We start from the raw sequence: 18,507 nt of genomic DNA on the forward strand, positions 1-18,507 counted from the left end.
GACACCAGCGCAGCTTATTAAGGCAAGGGACTAGACCATGCATTTCACCATTCAACGCGAAGCCCTGTTGAAACCCCTGCAACTGGTCGCAGGCGTCGTCGAGCGCCGACAGACCTTGCCGGTGCTCTCCAACGTATTGCTGGTGGTCGAAGGCCAGCAATTGTCCCTGACCGGTACCGACCTGGAAGTCGAGCTGGTCGGTCGCGTGCAACTGGAAGAGCCCGCTGAACCTGGCGAGATCACAGTACCCGCGCGCAAGCTGATGGACATCTGCAAAAGCCTGCCGAACGACGCGCTGATCGACATTAAGGTTGATGAGCAGAAGTTGGTAGTCAAGGCGGGTCGCAGTCGTTTCACGCTGTCTACGTTGCCGGCCAATGATTTCCCGACTGTGGAAGAAGGCCCTGGCTCACTGACCTGCAGCCTGGAGCAAAGCAAACTGCGTCGTCTGATTGAGCGCACCAGCTTCGCTATGGCCCAGCAGGACGTACGTTACTACCTCAACGGCATGCTGCTGGAGGTGTCGGAAGGCATCATTCGCGCCGTGGCCACTGACGGTCACCGTCTGGCGATGTGCTCGATGCGCGCCGATATCGGTCAACCTGACCGTCACCAAGTGATCGTGCCGCGTAAGGGTATTCTCGAACTGGCGCGCCTGCTCACCGAGCCGGATGGCAACGTCAGCATCGTGCTGGGTCAGCATCATATTCGCGCGACCACTGGCGAGTTCACCTTCACCTCCAAGCTGGTCGACGGCAAGTTCCCGGATTACGAGCGCGTTCTGCCTAAAGGCGGGGACAAGCTGGTGATCGGTGATCGCCAGGCCCTGCGTGAAGCGTTCAGCCGTACTGCGATCCTGTCCAACGAGAAGTACCGGGGCATTCGTCTGCAACTGGCCAATGGTCAGTTGAAAATCCAGGCCAATAACCCGGAGCAGGAAGAAGCGGAAGAGGAAGTGGGCGTCGACTACAACGGAGGCTCTTTGGAAATCGGCTTCAACGTGAGCTACTTGCTGGACGTGCTGGGTGTGATGACCACCGAACAGGTTCGCCTGATCCTGTCCGACTCCAACAGCAGCGCCCTGGTGCAGGAATCCGATAATGACGACTCGGCTTACGTTGTTATGCCGATGCGCCTGTAATCATGCCCAGCAGAAGCTAGATGTCCCTTAGTCGCGTCTCGGTCACCGCGGTGCGCAATTTGCACCCGGTGACCTTCTCCCCCTCTCCCCGCATCAATATCCTCCACGGCGCCAACGGTAGTGGCAAAACCAGCGTGCTGGAAGCCATCCACCTGCTAGGGCTTGCCCGTTCCTTTCGCAGTGCCCGCCTGTTGCCGGTGATTCAGTACGAACAACTGGCCTGCACGGTATTTGGCCAAGTCGAACTGGCAGAGGGTGGGCACAGCAGCCTGGGGATTTCTCGTGATCGCGGCGGTGAGTTCCAGATTCGCATCGACGGGCAAAATGCTCGCAGTGCCGCACAACTGGCAGAGATCCTGCCATTGCAACTGATCAACCCTGACAGCTTCCGCTTGTTGGAAGGCGCGCCAAAGATCCGCAGGCAGTTTCTCGACTGGGGAGTGTTCCACGTGGAACCGCGATTCATGGCCACGTGGCAGCGCCTGCAGAAGGCCCTGCGGCAGCGGAACTCATGGCTGCGGCATGGTACACTTGACGCCGCTTCGCAAGCGGCCTGGGACCGGGAATTGTGCCTGGCCAGCGATGAAATAGATGAATACCGCCGCGCCTATATCAAAGCCTTGAAACCAGTCTTTGAGCAGACCTTGAGTGAGTTGTTGGATCTCGAGGGGCTGACGCTGAGTTACTACCGTGGCTGGGACAAAGACCGTGAGCTGAGTGCAGTGCTCGCGACGTCCCTGCAGCGGGATCAGCAAATTGGCCATACCCAGGCCGGACCCCAACGGGCTGATTTGCGTCTTAGATTAGGCGCACACAATGCTGCGGATATCTTGTCCCGCGGCCAGCAGAAGTTGGTGGTGTGTGCACTTCGGATCGCCCAGGGGCATCTGGTTAGCCAAGCCCGACGTGGTCAGTGTATTTATCTGGTGGATGACTTGCCGTCTGAACTCGACGAGCAACACCGCCGTGCATTATGCCGCTTGTTGGAAGACTTACGCTGCCAGGTGTTTATCACCTGTGTAGACCACGAATTATTGAGGGAAGGCTGGCAGACGGAAACGCCAGTCGCTTTGTTCCACGTGGAACAAGGCCGTATCACCCAGACCCACGACCATCGGGAGTGAAGGCATGAGCGAAGAAAACACGTACGACTCGACCAGCATTAAAGTGCTGAAAGGTTTGGATGCCGTACGCAAACGTCCCGGTATGTACATTGGCGACACTGATGACGGTAGCGGTCTGCACCACATGGTGTTCGAGGTGGTCGACAACTCCATCGACGAAGCTTTGGCCGGTCACTGCGACGACATCAGCATCATCATCCATCCGGACGAATCCATTACCGTGCGCGACAACGGTCGCGGCATCCCGGTAGATGTGCACAAAGAAGAAGGTGTTTCGGCGGCAGAGGTCATCATGACCGTGCTCCACGCCGGCGGTAAGTTCGACGACAACTCCTACAAAGTCTCCGGTGGTTTGCACGGTGTGGGTGTGTCGGTGGTGAACGCTCTGTCCGAAGAGCTGATCCTGACCGTTCGCCGCAGTGGCAAGATCTGGGAGCAGACCTACGTCCACGGTGTGCCACAGGAGCCGATGAAAATCGTTGGTGACAGTGAAAGCACCGGTACCCAGATCCATTTCAAGCCATCGGCTGAAACTTTCAAGAACATCCACTTCAGCTGGGACATCCTGGCCAAGCGGATTCGTGAATTGTCCTTCCTCAACTCCGGTGTCGGCATCGTCCTCAAGGATGAGCGCAGCGGCAAGGAAGAGCTGTTCAAATACGAAGGCGGCTTGCGTGCGTTCGTTGAATACCTGAACACCAACAAGACTGCGGTCAACCAGGTGTTCCACTTCAACATCCAGCGTGAAGACGGCATCGGCGTGGAAATCGCCCTGCAATGGAACGACAGCTTCAACGAGAACCTGTTGTGCTTCACCAACAACATTCCACAGCGTGACGGTGGCACTCACTTGGTGGGTTTCCGTTCGGCGCTGACGCGTAACCTGAACACCTACATCGAAGCCGAAGGCCTGGCGAAGAAGCATAAGGTCGCCACCACTGGTGACGATGCCCGTGAAGGCCTGACCGCGATCATCTCGGTGAAAGTGCCTGACCCTAAATTCAGCTCCCAGACCAAAGACAAGCTGGTGTCTTCCGAAGTGAAAACTGCGGTTGAACAGGAGATGGGTAAGTACTTCTCGGACTTCCTGCTGGAAAACCCGAACGAAGCCAAGCTGGTTGTCGGCAAGATGATCGACGCCGCACGTGCCCGTGAAGCGGCGCGTAAAGCCCGTGAGATGACCCGCCGTAAAGGTGCGCTGGATATTGCCGGCTTGCCAGGCAAACTGGCTGACTGCCAGGAGAAGGACCCTGCCCTTTCCGAACTGTACCTGGTGGAAGGTGACTCTGCTGGCGGTTCCGCCAAGCAGGGTCGTAACCGTCGCACCCAGGCCATCCTGCCGTTGAAGGGTAAGATCCTCAACGTCGAGAAGGCTCGTTTCGACAAGATGATTTCCTCCCAGGAAGTCGGCACCTTGATCACGGCACTGGGCTGCGGTATTGGCCGAGACGAGTACAACATCGACAAGCTGCGCTATCACAACATCATCATCATGACCGATGCTGACGTCGACGGTTCGCACATCCGTACCCTGCTGCTGACCTTCTTCTTCCGTCAGTTGCCGGAGCTGATCGAGCGTGGCTATATCTATATCGCCCAGCCGCCGTTGTACAAAGTGAAGAAAGGCAAGCAAGAGCAATACATCAAAGACGACGACGCCATGGAAGAGTACATGACGCAGTCGGCCCTGGAAGACGCCAGCCTGCACTTGAACGACGAAGCCCCGGGGATCTCCGGCGAGGCGCTGGAGCGTCTGGTTAACGACTTCCGTATGGTGATGAAGACACTCAAGCGCCTGTCGCGCCTGTACCCACAGGAATTGACCGAGCACTTCATCTACCTGCCGTCCGTAAGCCTGGAGCAGTTGGGCGACCACGCACACATGCAGGAATGGCTGGCCCAGTACGAAGTACGCCTGCGTACTGTCGAAAAATCCGGCCTGGTGTACAAAGCCAGCCTGCGTGAAGACCGTGAACGTAACGTCTGGCTGCCAGAGGTCGAATTGATCTCCCACGGCCTGTCGAACTACGTCACCTTCAACCGCGACTTCTTCGGCAGCAACGACTACAAGACCGTTGTGACCCTCGGCGCGCAACTGAGCACCCTGCTGGACGATGGTGCTTATATTCAGCGTGGCGAGCGTAAGAAAGCGGTCAAGGAGTTCAAGGAAGCCCTGGACTGGTTGATGGCGGAAAGCACCAAGCGCCATACGATCCAGCGATACAAAGGTCTGGGCGAAATGAACCCGGATCAACTGTGGGAAACCACCATGGACCCAGCCCAGCGCCGTATGCTGCGTGTAACCATCGAGGACGCCATTGGCGCAGACCAGATCTTCAACACCCTGATGGGTGATGCGGTCGAACCTCGCCGTGACTTCATCGAGAGCAATGCCCTGGCAGTGTCTAACCTGGATTTCTGATCCAGGTACGACGCCTAAAATAAAAAAGGCCAACGCATAGCGTTGGCCTTTTTTATTGCGTGGAAATCATCTTCTGCAAAATGCTCCACGTGGAACATCGTGTTTTTTATCCATGAGAAGAAGCCGCCGCCACACTCTCCAATCGATACCCATACCCATAGATCGTCAACAATTGCCAACCCCTGTCAGCGGTAAGCCCGAGCTTGTTGCGTAGCCGATAGATATGCGTATCCAGCGGCCGCGAGGACACCATTTCTTCATGGGTCCAGAACCGCTCATAAAGGTACTCGCGCGACAGCGGCCGAGCCAGGTTGGCGAACAAGCAGCTCGCCAGGCGATATTCGCGCTCGGTGAGGTTGATCGGTTTGCCTGCGCGTGTGACGGTCAACTCTGCGTCGTCGAAGGTCAGGTCGTTGAAACTCTGCACTTCAGGGGTTGCCGATCTCTGCAGGCCATGCCGACGTAGAACGGCTGTCACTCGTGCCTTCAGTTCGTTAGGCCGAAAGGGTTTACTGACGTAATCGTCGGCGCCACTGTTCAATGCGCTGACGATATCGCTTTCGGCATCACGGCTGGTGAGCATGATGACTGCAGGTGGCGACTCCATGTGTTCACGGGTCCAGCGCAGTAAGGCAATACCGGTGATGTCGGGCAGTTGCCAGTCGAGTATCAGCAGGTCGAAGGTCTCCCGACGCAACTGACGCAGCAGGTCTTCGCCGCGTTCGAAGCAATGCAGGGACCAGGGTTGTTCGGCGGTGCTGGGGATTTGTCGCAGTGTCTGTTCCACCCGTCGCAATTCAGCGGGTTCGTCATCCAGTATTGCGACACGCATGGGTGGGTCCTTTCTTCTTGAAGAGTACGGCAGTCGTATTGAGGGGCACGTACTGCGCAGATGCCGGTCAATGAATCTGAAGAATTGTGCTCAGGTTCGTCGACCCCTTGGATCTCTCGGTACGCTGGGATCAATAAGCGAATACGCCATTGAAACTCCTCCATACCGATGTGGGAAAGATACCGGCTCCAGGCCTTAAGGAAAAGGATCAGCCGACGCGTGCGCTGTCGTAAACTCCTGTGCCCCGATAGTGGATGCCCTTTGGAATCCCCGCCGTTATGAACATCCAGCAGGAAATTTTTTCCACCGCGCCGAAAATGAGCTTCACTGGGCTCAACGCGTCGTTCTATCACGTACGTGTGTCGGCTTACGCCATGCAACGCCTGAGGAGGAATCGGGGGTCTATGCCATCTTCTATCGCACGCCAACAACTCAGGCGCGTTGATCCATGATGCTCTGGGGAAAGGCCGAAAAGCGCCAACCCACCCATGCCCAGCGCCTGTTCCACGGTCTGGTACGTGAGTGGTTATGGATCGGTTTGCTGCTGTTGCCAATCACTGCCTACCTCTCGATGAGTCCTGGCCTGGCCTTGAACAACCCGCTATACGACAGCCTTCGTCGTCTGGCACCGCTGCCGGTGGACCCGCGTATCCTGCTGGTGACCATCGATGACCCTAGCCTGAAGAAACTCGGCCAGTGGCCCTGGCCGCGCAGTGTGCACGCCGACCTGATCGATCGCCTGAGCGCGGCGCAACCGGCCGGTATCCTGTTTGATGTGGTCTTCAGCGAGCCCGGTAACCCGGTCAATGACAAGCGCCTGGCCGACGCGGTGTGCAACGCCGGCAACGTATTGTTGCCCTTGGCTCGTGACGATTCGGCCAGCTATAGCCAGCCTGGGGCACAAATGTTGTCACTGCTCAAATGTGCCAAGGGTGTCGGGCACATCAATGTGGAGGCGGATAGCGATGGCGTGGTCCGCAGGCTGTATATGCGCGAGGGACCAGCCGACGCCACGGCGCTTCAGTTAGCGTGGCTGGCTTTCGTGATGAGCGGGCAATCGGCCGAGATGCCCGGGGAACCTCTGCCATCGATCACCCAGGATTGGCACCGGGAGCATGCTGTCCGTATCCCGTTTATTGCTGCCGACACCCATTTCCCGAGTGTGTCTTATGCCAGCGTATTACACGGTGAGGTCCCTCCTGAGCGGTTACGGGGCCGTCTGATTCTGGTGGGGGCAACTGCGTCGGGCATGGGCGATCGCTTTGTCACCCCGCTCTCGCCTATGGCCGGTACGACTGCGGGTGTGGAGATCCAGGCCAATGTACTCAATGGCTTGCTGCAAGGTCGAAGTATCGTCGATATGCCCGGTTGGCTGGCCGCACTGATGGCAACGTCCCTGGTGGCGGTGCTGTTGGGCCTGCTGCTCTACCGCCCACACTATGCGCTGTGGATGACCCTGGGGTGCATGTGCATGGCCTTGCTCGGTTCAGCGGCCTTATTGCGCCTGGGCTACTGGTGGTCGCCCGCGGCCTGTTGGATCGGTTTGCTGCTCAGCTACCTGATCTGGAACTGGCGGCGTCTCAGCGTGATCCTGGCCTACTTTGGCTGGGAATTGGCGCGCCTGGATCACGAACCCAAAGTCTTGCCCGAACGCCGTCGTGCACCCGCCAGCAAAGGTGATGTATTACAGGGCCGTATCTTTGCCTTGGAGCAAGCGGTCAGTCGTACGCGGGACACCCGACGGTTTATGGCCGATGGGTTGGAATGCCTGCCGGTGGCAACACTGATCACAGACACCCAGGGTAATGTCCTGTTGGCCAACCGCATCGCCCGGGAAGTGTTCGGCAATGATCTGATCAACCATAACCTTCTGGAGCAACTGGCCGACCTGGGTTATCCGCCGCTGCACAATGGCGTACGCCCTACCCTCTCGACACTGGAACTCATCGAGTTTCGTGATATCCATCAACGCAGCCTGCGCATGGAGCTTGCCCCCTTGCTGCCGGCCGAAGGGGATGTCGCGCTTGGCTGGCTGTTGAGCCTCACCGACCTGAGCAAGGAACGCGAGGCCCAGCAGCATCGGGAAACCATGCTGCGCTTCCTCTCCCACGACTTGCGTGCACCCCATTCGGCGATCCTCGCCCTGTTGGATGTGCACGGCAGTGAGTCGCCGATATTCGCCCAGATAGAGCAACAAGTACGCCGCGCCTTGAGCCTGACCGAATCATTTGTGCAACTGGCGAGGGCTGAGGCCGATGGCTACCAGTTCGAGCCTACGCTGTTCGCCATGTTGGTAATGGATGCCTTTGATCAAGTGGCCGTGATCGCCCAGCTCAAGGGGATTCACCTGGTCCACGATCTGGATGAGGCCGATGAAGGGATGGTGTCAGCCGATCAATCGCTGCTCACCCGCGCATTGTTCAATGTGCTGGAGAACGCGATCAAATACTCTCCGTCCGGTACCACTGTCCGGCTGCGGCACAGCAGCGCGCAAGGCTGGTTGGAATGCCGCATCAGCGACCAGGGCCCAGGGATAGCCGCCGAGGATTTGCCGGAACTGTTCAGCCAGTACAAGCGCTTTGACTCGGCCCAAGGCAGCGAAGGGCTGGGGTTGGGACTGAGCATGGTCAAGGCGGTGGTGGAGCGTCATGGGGGCCGTATCGAGTGTGAAAGCACCGTGGGCAAAGGCACCACTTTCAGCCTGCAGCTGCCCTTGCTGGACGACGGCTAAAACGTACCTTTGCGCTGTGCATAAAAAACCGGTCTCAAGGACCGGTTTTTTAATGCGGAAAAAACTTATGCACGTTTTTTGCGATTTTAATGGATTTGGAAATATCTAACTAAATCAACTTATTAGGACCAAAAAAAGCCAATTCGCCAACAAAGCGTACACAGGTTATCCACAGATGCTCATACCACCGGCGTCTCCACCACAATCGGCTCCGGCGGCAGGGAACCCATGGCCCGCTGCTGCGCTTCATTCCATGCCTGGGCACGGTCATTCAGCGCGGCAATGGCGCGTGGGCCTTCCCCTTCTGCGTACATTGGCTCGCCTATCACCACAGTGATGGTGCCCGCGCGTTTTGCCCAACCCGCCTTCGGCCAGAACTTGCCGGCGTTATGCGCAATCGGCAGCACCGGCAGGTTGGCGTTGACTGCCAATGCGGTACCGCCGCGAGAGAACTTGCCGACTGTCCCAAAGGGTACCCGCGTACCTTCCGGGAAGATCAGCACCCACACGCCATCCTTGAGCAGTTCATCGCCCTTCTTGGCGACATGCTTGAGCGCCGCCTTGGGGTTGTCACGGTCGATGGCGATCGGGCGCAACATGGCCATGGCCCAGCCGAAGAACGGCACGTACAGCAACTCGCGCTTGAGCACCTGGCTCAACGGCGAGAAGTAAGCCGAGAGGAAGAAGGTCTCCCAGGTGCTCTGGTGGTTCGACAGAATCACGCACGGCTGGTCCGGTACGTTTTCAGCGCCCTTGATCTCGAAGCGAATGTTCAGGAACACCTTGGTCAGCCACAACGCGCAGCGGCACCAATAGACGTTGATAAAGCGATAGCGCGCCTTGAACGGCAGGAACGGCGCAATAAAAAAGCTCAGGGTGCACCAGAGAAACGAACTGGTGCCCAGCAGCAGGTAAAAGAAAAAGGTTCTGATGGCCTGCAAAATCGACATGGCGGCATTTACCGTTGCGGGACATGGCCCGCCTGTTAAAAGCGCACTCCCGAACAGTCCTTGGCCAGGAAGTCGAGGGCGGCTAGTTGTTGATAAGTTCTGCGGCAACCGCCGCCAGATCGTCAAAAATCAAGGTGCCTACCGGCAGGTTTTTCACCTGGGTCTTTTCGCCTTTCCCGGTCTTTACCAAAACTGGCTGAGAGTCGACGGCTTTGGCCGCCTCCAGGTCACCGAGGCTGTCCCCGACGAACCATATCCCAGCCAAGGGCACCTTGTAATGTTCTGCAATGATTTTCAACATGCCAGGCTTGGGTTTGCGGCAATCGCAGCCCTCATCCGGCCCGTGAGGGCAATACACCACCAGCCCCACCTCACCGCCCTGCTCCGCCACCAGCGTGCGCAAGCGCGCGTGCATGGCGTCCAGGGTGGCGATGTCGTAATAGCCGCGGGCGATGCCGGACTGGTTGGTAGCGATGGCCACCGTCCAGCCGGCTTTGCTCAACTGCGCGATGGCCTCGATCGAACCGGGCAGTGGAATCCATTCCGCCACCGACTTGATGTAAGCGTCGGAGTCGTAGTTGATCACCCCGTCCCGGTCGAGAATCAGCAGTTTCAACATGGTCAGCTCAGCGTCGAAATGTCAGCGATGTTGACGAACAGGCCACGCAGACGCGCCAGCATGGCGTAGCGGTTTTTCCGCACGCCGGCATCTTCGGCATTGATCATCACCGCTTCGAAGAACGCATCCACCGGCTCACGCAAGGTCGCCAGGCGCGCCAGGGCTTCGGCGTAATTGCGTTCGGCGATCAGCGGCTTCACCGCGTTCTCTGCCTTGGCAATGGCAGAATTCAGCGAGAACTCCTTAGCGTCGGCGAACAGGCCTGGGTCGACATCGGCGTTGCCCAGGCCTTCGGCCTTGCTCAGCAGGTTCGACACTCGCTTGTTCACAGCGGCCAGGGCGTCGGCTTCGGGCAGCTTACGGAACGCCTGTACGGCTTGTACGCGCTGATCGAAGTCCAGTGCCGAACCCGGTTGCAGGGCACGTACCGACAGGTAGACGGAAACGTCCACGCCTTCGTCTTCATAACGCGCACGCAGGCGGTCGAATACGAACTCCAGCACTTGCTCGGCCAGGCCGGCTTGCTTGACCTTGCCACCGAACTGGCCGACCGCGAACACCACGGCCTGGGTCAGGTCGAGGTCGAGCTTCTTGTCGATCAGGATACGCAGCACGCCAAGGGCTGCACGACGCAGGGCATACGGGTCTTTGCTACCGGTAGGCAGCATGCCGATACCGAAGATACCGACGAGGGTATCCAGCTTGTCGGCGATGGCCACGGCCGCACCGGTCAGGGTGGTCGGCAGCTCGGCGCCGGCGCCACGCGGCATGTACTGCTCGTTCAGCGCCAGCGCGACATCGTCCGCCTCGCCATCGTTGAGGGCGTAGTAGTAACCGGCAACGCCCTGCATCTCCGGGAACTCGCCGACCATCTCGGTGGCCAGGTCGCACTTGGACAGCAAGCCTGCGCGCGCAGCCCAGGCGGCATCACCGCCGATGCGTGGGGCAATGTAGGCCGCCAGCTTGGAAACGCGCACGGCCTTGTCGTAGACGCTGCCGAGTTTTTCCTGGAACACCACGTTCTGCAGGCGCAGGTTGAAGTCTTCGAGTTTCTGCTTCTTGTCTTGCTTGAAGAAGAACTCGGCGTCAGTCAGGCGTGGGCGAACGACTTTCTCGTTACCGGCGATGATCTGCTGCGGGTCCTTGCTTTCGATGTTGGCCACGGTGATAAAGCGCGGCAGCAACTTGCCCTCCACGTCCAGCAGGCAGAAATACTTCTGGTTGTCCTGCATGGTAGTGATCAGCGCTTCCTGCGGCACATCGAGGAAACGTTCTTCGAACGAGCACACCAGCGGCACCGGCCATTCAACCAGCGCGGTCACTTCGTCGAGCAGGCTTGGCGGCACGATGGCGGTGCCTTCCTGCAGGCGGGCGAGTTCTTCGGTGCGCTTGCTGATCAGCTCGCGACGCTCGTCGGCATCGGCCAGCACGTAGGCAGCACGCAGATCGGCGGCATAGTTAGCCGGCGAAGTGATGCGCACCGCTTGTGGATGGTGGAAGCGATGGCCACGGGAATCACGGCCAGCTTTCTGGGCGAGGAGGGTGCAATCGATGACCTGGTCACCGAGCAGCATCACCAGCCACTGGGTCGGGCGCACGAACTCTTCCTTGCGCGCGCCCCAGCGCATGCGCTTGGGAATCGGCAGGTCGTTCAGGGAGTCTTCGACGATGGTCGGCAACAGGCTGGCGGTCGGCTTGCCTGTGATGACCTGGCTGAAACGCAGTTTCGGGCCGCTCTGGTCGATCTCGCTCAGCTCGACGCCACATTTCTTGGCGAAGCCCAGTGCGGCTTGGGTCGGGTTGCCTTCGGCGTCGAAAGCCGCCTGGCGTGGCGGGCCGTCGAGGTTGATGCTGCGGTCCGGCTGCTGGGTTTCCAGCGCGGTCAGCAACACGGCCAGGCGGCGCGGTGCGGCGTAGACTTTTTTCGCTTCAAACTTCAGGCCGGCGCTCTGCAGGCCTTTTTCGATACCGGCCAGGAACGCATCGGCCAGGGTATTGAGTGCCTTGGGTGGCAGCTCTTCGGTGCCCAGTTCAACCAGGAAATCTTGAGCACTCATTGTGCAGCCTCCAGCTTAGCCAACACTTCATCACGCAGGTCCGGGGTGGCCATCGGGAAGCCCAGCTTGGCGCGAGCCAGCAGGTAGGCTTGGGCGACGGAACGCGCCAGGGTGCGTACACGCAGGATGTATTGCTGGCGCGCGGTTACCGAGATGGCACGGCGGGCGTCCAGCAGGTTGAAGGTATGGGAGGCCTTCAACACCATTTCGTAGCTCGGCAACGGCAGCGGCTGGTCGAGTTCGATCAGGCGCTTGGCTTCGCTTTCATAGAAGTCGAACAGTTCGAACAGCTTGTCGACGTTGGCGTGTTCGAAGTTGTAGGTCGATTGCTCCACTTCGTTCTGGTGGAACACATCGCCATAGGTCACTTTGCCGAACGGGCCGTCAGCCCACACCAGGTCGTAGACCGAATCCACGCCCTGCAGGTACATGGCCAGGCGCTCGAGGCCGTAGGTGATCTCGCCGGTCACCGGGTAGCACTCGATGCCACCGGCCTGCTGGAAGTAGGTGAACTGGGTGACTTCCATGCCATTGAGCCAGACTTCCCAGCCCAGGCCCCAGGCGCCGAGGGTGGGCGACTCCCAGTTGTCTTCGACGAAACGGATGTCGTGCACCAGCGGGTCGAGGCCCACGTGCTTGAGCGAGCCCAGGTACAGTTCCTGGAAGTTATCCGGGTTCGGCTTCAGGACTACCTGGAACTGATAGTAGTGCTGCAGACGGTTCGGGTTTTCGCCGTAGCGGCCGTCAGTCGGGCGACGACTGGGCTGCACATAAGCGGCGTTCCAGGTTTCCGGGCCGATGGCCCGCAGGAATGTAGCGGTGTGGAAAGTGCCGGCGCCTACTTCCATATCGTAGGGCTGAAGTACCACACAACCTTGCTCGGCCCAGTATTGCTGGAGGGCGAGGATCAAGTCTTGGAAGGTACGCACGGCTGGCGTAGGCTGGCTCACGAAATTCACCTGTTACTTGGGCTGCGATTTAAAGAGCGGGAGTATACCCGATTCGGCCGCGCCACCATCCCCTGGAGCCTTATGCCACGCTGCTTTTGGTGTTCTGAAGATCCGCTGTACATGGCTTATCACGATCAGGAGTGGGGAACGCCGCTGCGCGATGCGCAGGGTTTGTTCGAGTTGCTTTTGCTCGAAGGGTTCCAGGCGGGCCTGTCCTGGATCACCGTTTTACGCAAACGCGAGCATTATCGAAAGGTCTTGTTTGGTTTTGATGCCCGGCGTCTGGCACAGCTGACCGATGCCGAGATCGAAGCGCTGATGCTTGACCCTGGCATTGTGCGTAACCGCCTCAAGCTCAACGCCACCCGGCGCAACGCCGCAGCCTGGCTGGCGCTTGAAGATCCGGTGGGGTGGCTCTGGTCGTTTGTCGGCGGCGTGCCCAAGGTCAACCATTTCAAGGACCGCAGCGAAGTGCCGGCGATTACGCCGGAGGCTGAAGCCATGAGCAAAGCACTCAAGAAAGCCGGCTTCACCTTTGTCGGCCCGACCATCTGTTACGCGTTCATGCAGGCCTCGGGCATGGTCATGGACCACACCCAGGACTGCGACCGTTACGCGGACTTGGCCAACGCCGGTTAGAATGGCGGCTTTGCGCACCACACACGATCAGGAGTGACCTGTGGAAAAGTTTAAAGGCGCCTTGCTGGTAGGCGCTCTTCGGTTGTTTGCCCTATTGCCCTGGCGCGCGGTTCAAGCGGTCGGCACGGCCATCGGCTGGATCATGTGGAAAACCCCTAACCGCTCCCGTGACACGGTGCGGATCAACCTCTCTAAATGCTTCCCGGACATGGACCCCGCCGCGCGCGAGCGCCTGGTTGGCCAGAGCCTGAAGGACATCGGCAAGTCCCTGACCGAAAGTGCCTGCGCCTGGATCTGGCCGGCCCAGCGCTCCATCGACCTGGTGCGTGAAGTCGAAGGCCTGGAAGTGCTGCACGACGCCCTGGCCTCGGGCAAAGGTGTGGTCGGCATCACCAGCCACCTGGGTAATTGGGAGGTGTTGAACCACTTCTATTGCAGCCAGTGCAAACCGATCATTTTTTACCGCCCGCCCAAGCTCAAGGCGGTGGACGAGTTGCTGCGCAAGCAGCGCGTACAATTGGGTAACCGCGTGGCGGCGTCCACCAAGGAAGGCATCCTCAGTGTGATCAAGGAAGTGCGCAAAGGCGGCCAGGTGGGTATTCCGGCCGACCCGGAGCCGGCCGAGTCCGCAGGGATCTTCGTGCCGTTCTTCGCCACCCAGGCGCTCACCAGCAAGTTCGTGCCGAACATGCTCGCCGGCCACAAGGCCGTGGGGGTGTTCCTGCATGCGCTGCGGCTGCCGGACGGTTCGGGCTACAAAGTGATCCTGGAAGCGGCGCCGGAAGACATGTACAGCACCGACACCGCCACGTCCTGCGCGGCGATGAGCAAAGTGGTGGAGCGTTATGTCGGCGCCTACCCGAGCCAGTACATGTGGAGCATGAAGCGCTTCAAGAAACGCCCGCCGGGTGAGGCGCGGTGGTACTGACCCAGAGCCAATCCAAAACCAAATGTGGGAGGGGGCTTGCTCCCGATAGCAGTGTGTCAGCCAACGCATGTTTGACTGAAACACCACTATCGGGAGCAAGCCCCCTCCCACATTTTCGATCTGCTTAGCTTTGGCGGTCGAGTTTCTTCAGAAACACCGTCATCTCTTTCTCGGCCTGCTTGTCGCCATGGGCCTGGGCCGCTTCGATGCCCTTCTCCCACGCCTGTCGCGCCGCGGCGTTATCACCCTGCCCCAGCTGCGCCTTGCCCAACAACTTCCACGCCGCCGAATACTTCGGATCGAACTCGACGCATTTGTGCAAATGCTCCGCCGCCTTGGCATTGTCCTTCAGGTCCAGATAACCCTTGCCCAACCCAAAGCGCAGCAGGGAATTATCCACACCCTTGGCGAGCATTTTTTCCAGGGATTCGAGCATGTCAGTCACTCCGGTTGATCAGAAAAAGCTCAATCCCACGTGGAACAGCTTCTCCACATCGCGGATATGTTTTTTATCCACCAGGAACAGGATCACGTGGTCACCCGTGGCGATCACCGTGTCGTCGTGGGCGATGATCACTTCCTCATCACGAATGATTGCGCCAATGGTGGTGCCCGGCGGCAGGCCTATATCGCGGATGGCCTTGCCGATCACTTTGCTCGACTTCGAATCACCGTGGGCAATCGCCTCGATGGCCTCCGCCGCGCCCCGGCGCAGGGAGTGCACGCTGACGATATCGCCACGGCGCACGTGGGCAAGCAAGGTGCCGATGGTGGCCAGTTGCGGGCTGATGGCGATGTCGATATCGCCGCCCTGGATCAGGTCGACGTAGGCCGGGTTGTTGATGATGGTCATGACCTTCTTGGCCCCCAGCCGCTTGGCCAGCAAGGACGACATGATGTTGGCCTCGTCATCGTTGGTCAGGGCCAGGAAGATGTCGGCGTCGGCGATATTTTCTTCCATCAGCAGGTCGCGGTCCGAGGCACTGCCTTGCAGTACGACCGTGCTGTCCAGGGTGTCGGACAAATGCCGGCAGCGTGCCGGGCTCATCTCGATGATTTTCACCTGGTAGCGACTTTCGATCGCTTCGGCCAGGCGCTCGCCAATCTGCCCGCCGCCGGCGATGACGATGCGTTTGTAGCTCTCATCGAGCCGACGCATTTCACTCATGACGGCACGAATATTCGCTTTGGCAGCGATGAAGAATACTTCGTCATCGGCCTCGATCACCGTATCGCCCTGGGGCAGGATCGGCCGGTCACGTCGGAAAATCGCGGCTACGCGGGTTTCCACATTCGGCATGTGTTCACGCAGTTGACGCAACTGCTGACCCACCAGTGGCCCACCGTAGTAGGCCTTCACGGCCACCAATTGCGCCTTGCCGCCGGCGAAGTCGATCACCTGCAAGGCGCCGGGGATTTCGATCAGGCGCTTGATGTAGTGGGTGACTACCTGTTCCGGGCTGATCAGCACGTCCACGGGGATAGCGTCGTTATCAAACAGGCCGGCGCGGGTCAGGTAGGCGGCTTCACGCACCCGGGCGATCTTGGTCGGGGTGTGGAACAGGGTGTGGGCGACCTGGCAGGCGACCATATTGGTCTCGTCGCTGTTGGTGACCGCGACCAGCATGTCGGCATCGTCGGCACCCGCCTGACGCAGCACAGTAGGAAACGACGCCCGGCCTTGTACGGTGCGGATATCCAGGCGGTCGCCCAGGTTGCGCAGGCGCTCGGCATCGGTGTCGACCACGGTGATGTCATTGGCTTCACTGGCTAAATGTTCGGCCAGTGTGCCGCCAACCTGCCCTGCTCCAAGGATGATGATTTTCATCCGGTCACTCCCTTAAACCCGTTCAGCCGCGCGCGGCGGCGATCTTGATCAGTTTGGCGTAGTAGAAACCATCATGCCCGCCTTCCTGCGCGAGTAACTGGCGGCCATGGGGCTGCTTGATACCGGCGGCCGTGGCGAGGTCCAGTTCCCGCGCGCCGCTGGTGCGGGCGAGAAAGGCTTCGATCACCTCGGTGTTTTCGGTGGGCAAGGTGGAGCAGGTGGCGTAGAGCAGGATGCCGCCGACTTCGAGGGTCGGCCACAGTGCGTCGAGCAGTTCGCCTTGCAGCACCGCCAGGGCGGCGATGTCGTCGGGTTGGCGGGTGAGCTTGATGTCCGGATGACGGCGGATCACACCGGTGGCGGAACACGGCGCGTCGAGCAGGATGCGCTGGAACGGTTTGCCGTCCCACCAGGTGGCGGTGTCGCGGCCGTCGGCAGCGATCAGCTCGGCGCTGAGGCCCAGGCGTGCAAGGTTCTCCCGTACACGCACCAGACGCTTGGCTTCCAGATCGACCGCCACTACATCGGCCAGGTCCTTTTCAACTTCGAGGATGTGACAGGTCTTACCGCCTGGAGCACAGCAGGCGTCCAGTACACGCTGACCGGGAGCCAGGTCGAGCAGGTCGGCGGCCAGTTGCGCGGCCTCGTCCTGCACACTGATCCAGCCTTCGGCGAAGCCCGGCAGGCTGCGCACGTCGGTGGCCGCTTCCAGCACGATGCCGTCGCTGCTGTACACGCATGGCGTGGCGTTGATCCCTGCGTTCGTCAGCAAGTGCAGGTACGCATCACGGCTGTGATGACGACGATTGACCCGCAGGATCATCGGCGGGTGCGCGTTGTTGGCCGCGCAAATGGCTTCCCATTGCTCTGGCCAGAAGGCCTTCAGGGATTTTTGCAGCCAGCGCGGGTGAGCGGTGCGCACCACCGGGTCATGTTCCAACTCGGCCAGCAGTCCTTCGCTTTCGCGCTGGGCGCGGCGCAGTACCGCGTTGAGCAGGGCCTTGGCCCAGGGCTTTTTCAGCTTGTCGGCGCAACCGACGGTTTCACCGATGGCGGCGTGGGCCGGCACGCGGGTGTAGAGCAACTGATAGAGACCGACCAGCAGCAGCGCCTCGACATCAGCATCGGCCGCCTTGAACGGCTTTTGCAGCAGCTTGGCTGCCAGCGCCGATAACCGTGGTTGCCAGCGGGCGGTGCCGAAGGCCAGGTCCTGGGTGAAACCACGATCGCGGTCTTCAACCTTGTCCAACTGCGTGGGCAGCGAACTGTTCAGCGAAGCCTTGCCGTTGAGTACGGCGGCCAGGGCCTTGGCGGCGGCCAGACGCGGGTTCATTGGGCTGCCACCCCGAGGATCGTGCCCAGGGAAAATTTCTCACGGCGACTGTTGTACAAATCGCTGAAATTAAGCGCCTTGCCACCGGGCAATTGCAGACGGGTCAGGCATAGCGCCTGTTCGCCGCAAGCGACCAGCAGCCCCTCCTTGCTGGCGCCGATGATTTCACCGGGTGTGCCTTTGCCGTCGGCCAAGGTCGCGGCCAACACTTTCAAGGCTTCGCCATTGAGGGTGCTGTGGCAGATCGGCCACGGGTTGAAGGCACGCACCAGGCGTTCCAGCTCCACAGCCGGGCGGCTCCAGTCGATGCGGGCTTCGTCCTTGTTCAGCTTGTGGGCGTAGGTGGCCAGGCTGTCGTCCTGCACCTCACCTTGCAGGGTTCCGGCAGCGAGACCGGCAATAGCCTGGATCACGGCGGGCGGACCCATCTCGGCGAGGCGGTCGTGCAGGCTGCCACCGGTGTCTTGGGCCGTGATCGGAGTGGTGACCTTGAGCAGCATCGGGCCGGTGTCCAAACCCGCCTCCATGCGCATCACCGTCACGCCGCTTTCGCTGTCGCCTGCCTCCACGGCACGTTGGATCGGCGCCGCACCGCGCCAGCGTGGCAGCAGTGAGGCGTGGCTGTTGATACAGCCCAGGTGTGGAATATCCAGCACGACCTGGGGCAGGATCAAACCGTAGGCCACCACCACCAGCAAGTCCGGTTGCAGCGCCGCCAGTTCAGCCTGGGCCTCGGCGTTGCGCAGGGTCGGCGGTTGCAGCACGGGAATGTTGTGCTCAAGCGCCAACTGCTTGACCGGGCTCGGCATCAGTTTTTGCCCGCGACCGGCCGGGCGATCCGGCTGGGTGTACACCGCGACGATGTCATAAGGGCTGGCAAGCAGGGCCTTGAGGTGTTCGGCGGCAAATTCAGGCGTGCCGGCAAAAACAATGCGCAATGGCTCGGTCATGGG

15 protein-coding genes and 1 pseudogene are annotated in these 18,507 nt (G+C 60.0%); 7 read left to right on the forward strand and 9 right to left on the reverse strand.

Annotated features, from left to right (window positions below):
- Nucleotides 1-37 precede the first annotated feature (37 nt).
- From dnaN to gyrB, 3 genes are read left to right on the forward strand one after another with little or no spacing between them, the layout of a single operon-like run.
- Entirely contained in the window at nucleotides 38-1,141 is a 1,104-nt protein-coding gene (gene dnaN / locus J3D60_RS21360) for a DNA polymerase III subunit beta (protein WP_005783345.1), read from the forward strand.
- A 20-nt stretch (nucleotides 1,142-1,161) separates the two neighbouring features.
- A complete protein-coding gene (gene recF / locus J3D60_RS21365) occupies nucleotides 1,162-2,265 on the forward strand; it encodes a DNA replication/repair protein RecF (protein ID WP_027608164.1) in 1,104 nt (367 codons plus the stop codon).
- Nucleotides 2,266-2,269: 4 nt separating this feature from the next.
- Nucleotides 2,270-4,687, forward strand: a complete 2,418-nt coding sequence (gene gyrB / locus J3D60_RS21370; protein WP_065937907.1) for a DNA topoisomerase (ATP-hydrolyzing) subunit B — start codon at nucleotides 2,270-2,272, stop codon at nucleotides 4,685-4,687.
- A gap of 106 nt (nucleotides 4,688-4,793) precedes the next feature.
- Here gyrB and J3D60_RS21375 read toward each other — a convergent pair whose 3' ends face one another.
- Nucleotides 4,794-5,519, reverse strand: a complete 726-nt coding sequence (locus J3D60_RS21375) for a response regulator transcription factor (RefSeq protein WP_065937906.1) — start codon at nucleotides 5,517-5,519, stop codon at nucleotides 4,794-4,796.
- Nucleotides 5,520-5,797: 278 nt separating this feature from the next.
- Here J3D60_RS21375 and J3D60_RS21380 point away from each other — a divergent pair.
- Together J3D60_RS21380 and J3D60_RS21385 are read left to right on the forward strand one after the other, a co-directional pair.
- A pseudogene (locus tag J3D60_RS21380) lies at nucleotides 5,798-5,964 on the forward strand (hypothetical protein); the annotation flags it as partial.
- Between the two features lie 3 nt (nucleotides 5,965-5,967).
- Nucleotides 5,968-8,250, forward strand: coding sequence for a CHASE2 and HATPase_c domain-containing protein (locus J3D60_RS21385; protein ID WP_253492695.1), 2,283 nt, complete (start codon nucleotides 5,968-5,970; stop codon nucleotides 8,248-8,250).
- A 179-nt stretch (nucleotides 8,251-8,429) separates the two neighbouring features.
- Here the strand turns inward: J3D60_RS21385 and J3D60_RS21390 are convergent, their stop codons facing one another.
- The 4 genes from J3D60_RS21390 to glyQ form a co-directional block, all read right to left on the reverse strand.
- Nucleotides 8,430-9,200, reverse strand: coding sequence for a 1-acyl-sn-glycerol-3-phosphate acyltransferase (locus J3D60_RS21390; protein WP_065926814.1), 771 nt, complete (start codon nucleotides 9,198-9,200; stop codon nucleotides 8,430-8,432).
- 82 nt (nucleotides 9,201-9,282) lie between these two features.
- Complete coding sequence (gene gmhB / locus J3D60_RS21395) at nucleotides 9,283-9,819, reverse strand: D-glycero-beta-D-manno-heptose 1,7-bisphosphate 7-phosphatase (protein WP_168166790.1); 537 nt, start codon at nucleotides 9,817-9,819, stop codon at nucleotides 9,283-9,285.
- 2 nt (nucleotides 9,820-9,821) lie between these two features.
- Complete coding sequence (gene glyS / locus J3D60_RS21400; RefSeq protein ID WP_065937904.1) at nucleotides 9,822-11,876, reverse strand: glycine--tRNA ligase subunit beta; 2,055 nt, start codon at nucleotides 11,874-11,876, stop codon at nucleotides 9,822-9,824.
- A complete protein-coding gene (gene glyQ / locus J3D60_RS21405; RefSeq protein ID WP_003187265.1) occupies nucleotides 11,873-12,826 on the reverse strand; it encodes a glycine--tRNA ligase subunit alpha in 954 nt (317 codons plus the stop codon). The genes glyS and glyQ overlap by 4 nt, the downstream gene beginning before the upstream one ends.
- Nucleotides 12,827-12,907: 81 nt before the next feature.
- Here glyQ and J3D60_RS21410 point away from each other — a divergent pair, with 81 nt between their 5' ends.
- Both J3D60_RS21410 and J3D60_RS21415 read left to right on the forward strand, forming a co-directional pair.
- The gene (locus J3D60_RS21410) at nucleotides 12,908-13,465 is read left to right on the forward strand and encodes a DNA-3-methyladenine glycosylase I (RefSeq protein WP_065926816.1); all 558 of its coding nucleotides are present in this window, start codon (nucleotides 12,908-12,910) and stop codon (nucleotides 13,463-13,465) included.
- Between the two features lie 40 nt (nucleotides 13,466-13,505).
- A complete protein-coding gene (locus tag J3D60_RS21415) occupies nucleotides 13,506-14,393 on the forward strand; it encodes a lysophospholipid acyltransferase (RefSeq protein ID WP_065937902.1) in 888 nt (295 codons plus the stop codon).
- A gap of 124 nt (nucleotides 14,394-14,517) precedes the next feature.
- Here J3D60_RS21415 and J3D60_RS21420 read toward each other — a convergent pair whose 3' ends face one another.
- Genes J3D60_RS21420 through fmt form a run of 4 tightly spaced genes read right to left on the reverse strand, consistent with a single transcriptional unit; the run spans nucleotide 14,518 to nucleotide 18,504 of the window.
- On the reverse strand, nucleotides 14,518-14,829 hold the full coding sequence (locus J3D60_RS21420; RefSeq protein WP_065926817.1) for a M48 family metallopeptidase: 312 nt from the start codon (nucleotides 14,827-14,829) through the stop codon (nucleotides 14,518-14,520).
- An 18-nt stretch (nucleotides 14,830-14,847) separates the two neighbouring features.
- Nucleotides 14,848-16,221 carry a Trk system potassium transporter TrkA gene (gene trkA, locus J3D60_RS21425; protein ID WP_027608153.1) on the reverse strand — a complete coding sequence of 458 codons (1,374 nt, stop codon included), beginning with the start codon at nucleotides 16,219-16,221 and terminating at the stop codon, nucleotides 14,848-14,850.
- A 22-nt stretch (nucleotides 16,222-16,243) separates the two neighbouring features.
- Nucleotides 16,244-17,554 carry a 16S rRNA (cytosine(967)-C(5))-methyltransferase RsmB gene (gene rsmB / locus J3D60_RS21430; RefSeq protein ID WP_253492698.1) on the reverse strand — a complete coding sequence of 437 codons (1,311 nt, stop codon included), beginning with the start codon at nucleotides 17,552-17,554 and terminating at the stop codon, nucleotides 16,244-16,246.
- Nucleotides 17,551-18,504 carry a methionyl-tRNA formyltransferase gene (fmt, locus tag J3D60_RS21435; protein WP_253492699.1) on the reverse strand — a complete coding sequence of 318 codons (954 nt, stop codon included), beginning with the start codon at nucleotides 18,502-18,504 and terminating at the stop codon, nucleotides 17,551-17,553. The genes rsmB and fmt overlap by 4 nt, the downstream gene beginning before the upstream one ends.
- Nucleotides 18,505-18,507: the final 3 nt, after the last annotated feature.

It is taken from the genome of Pseudomonas sp. S3E17 (assembly GCF_024168685.1).
Lineage (GTDB): Bacteria > Pseudomonadota > Gammaproteobacteria > Pseudomonadales > Pseudomonadaceae > Aquipseudomonas > Aquipseudomonas marginalis.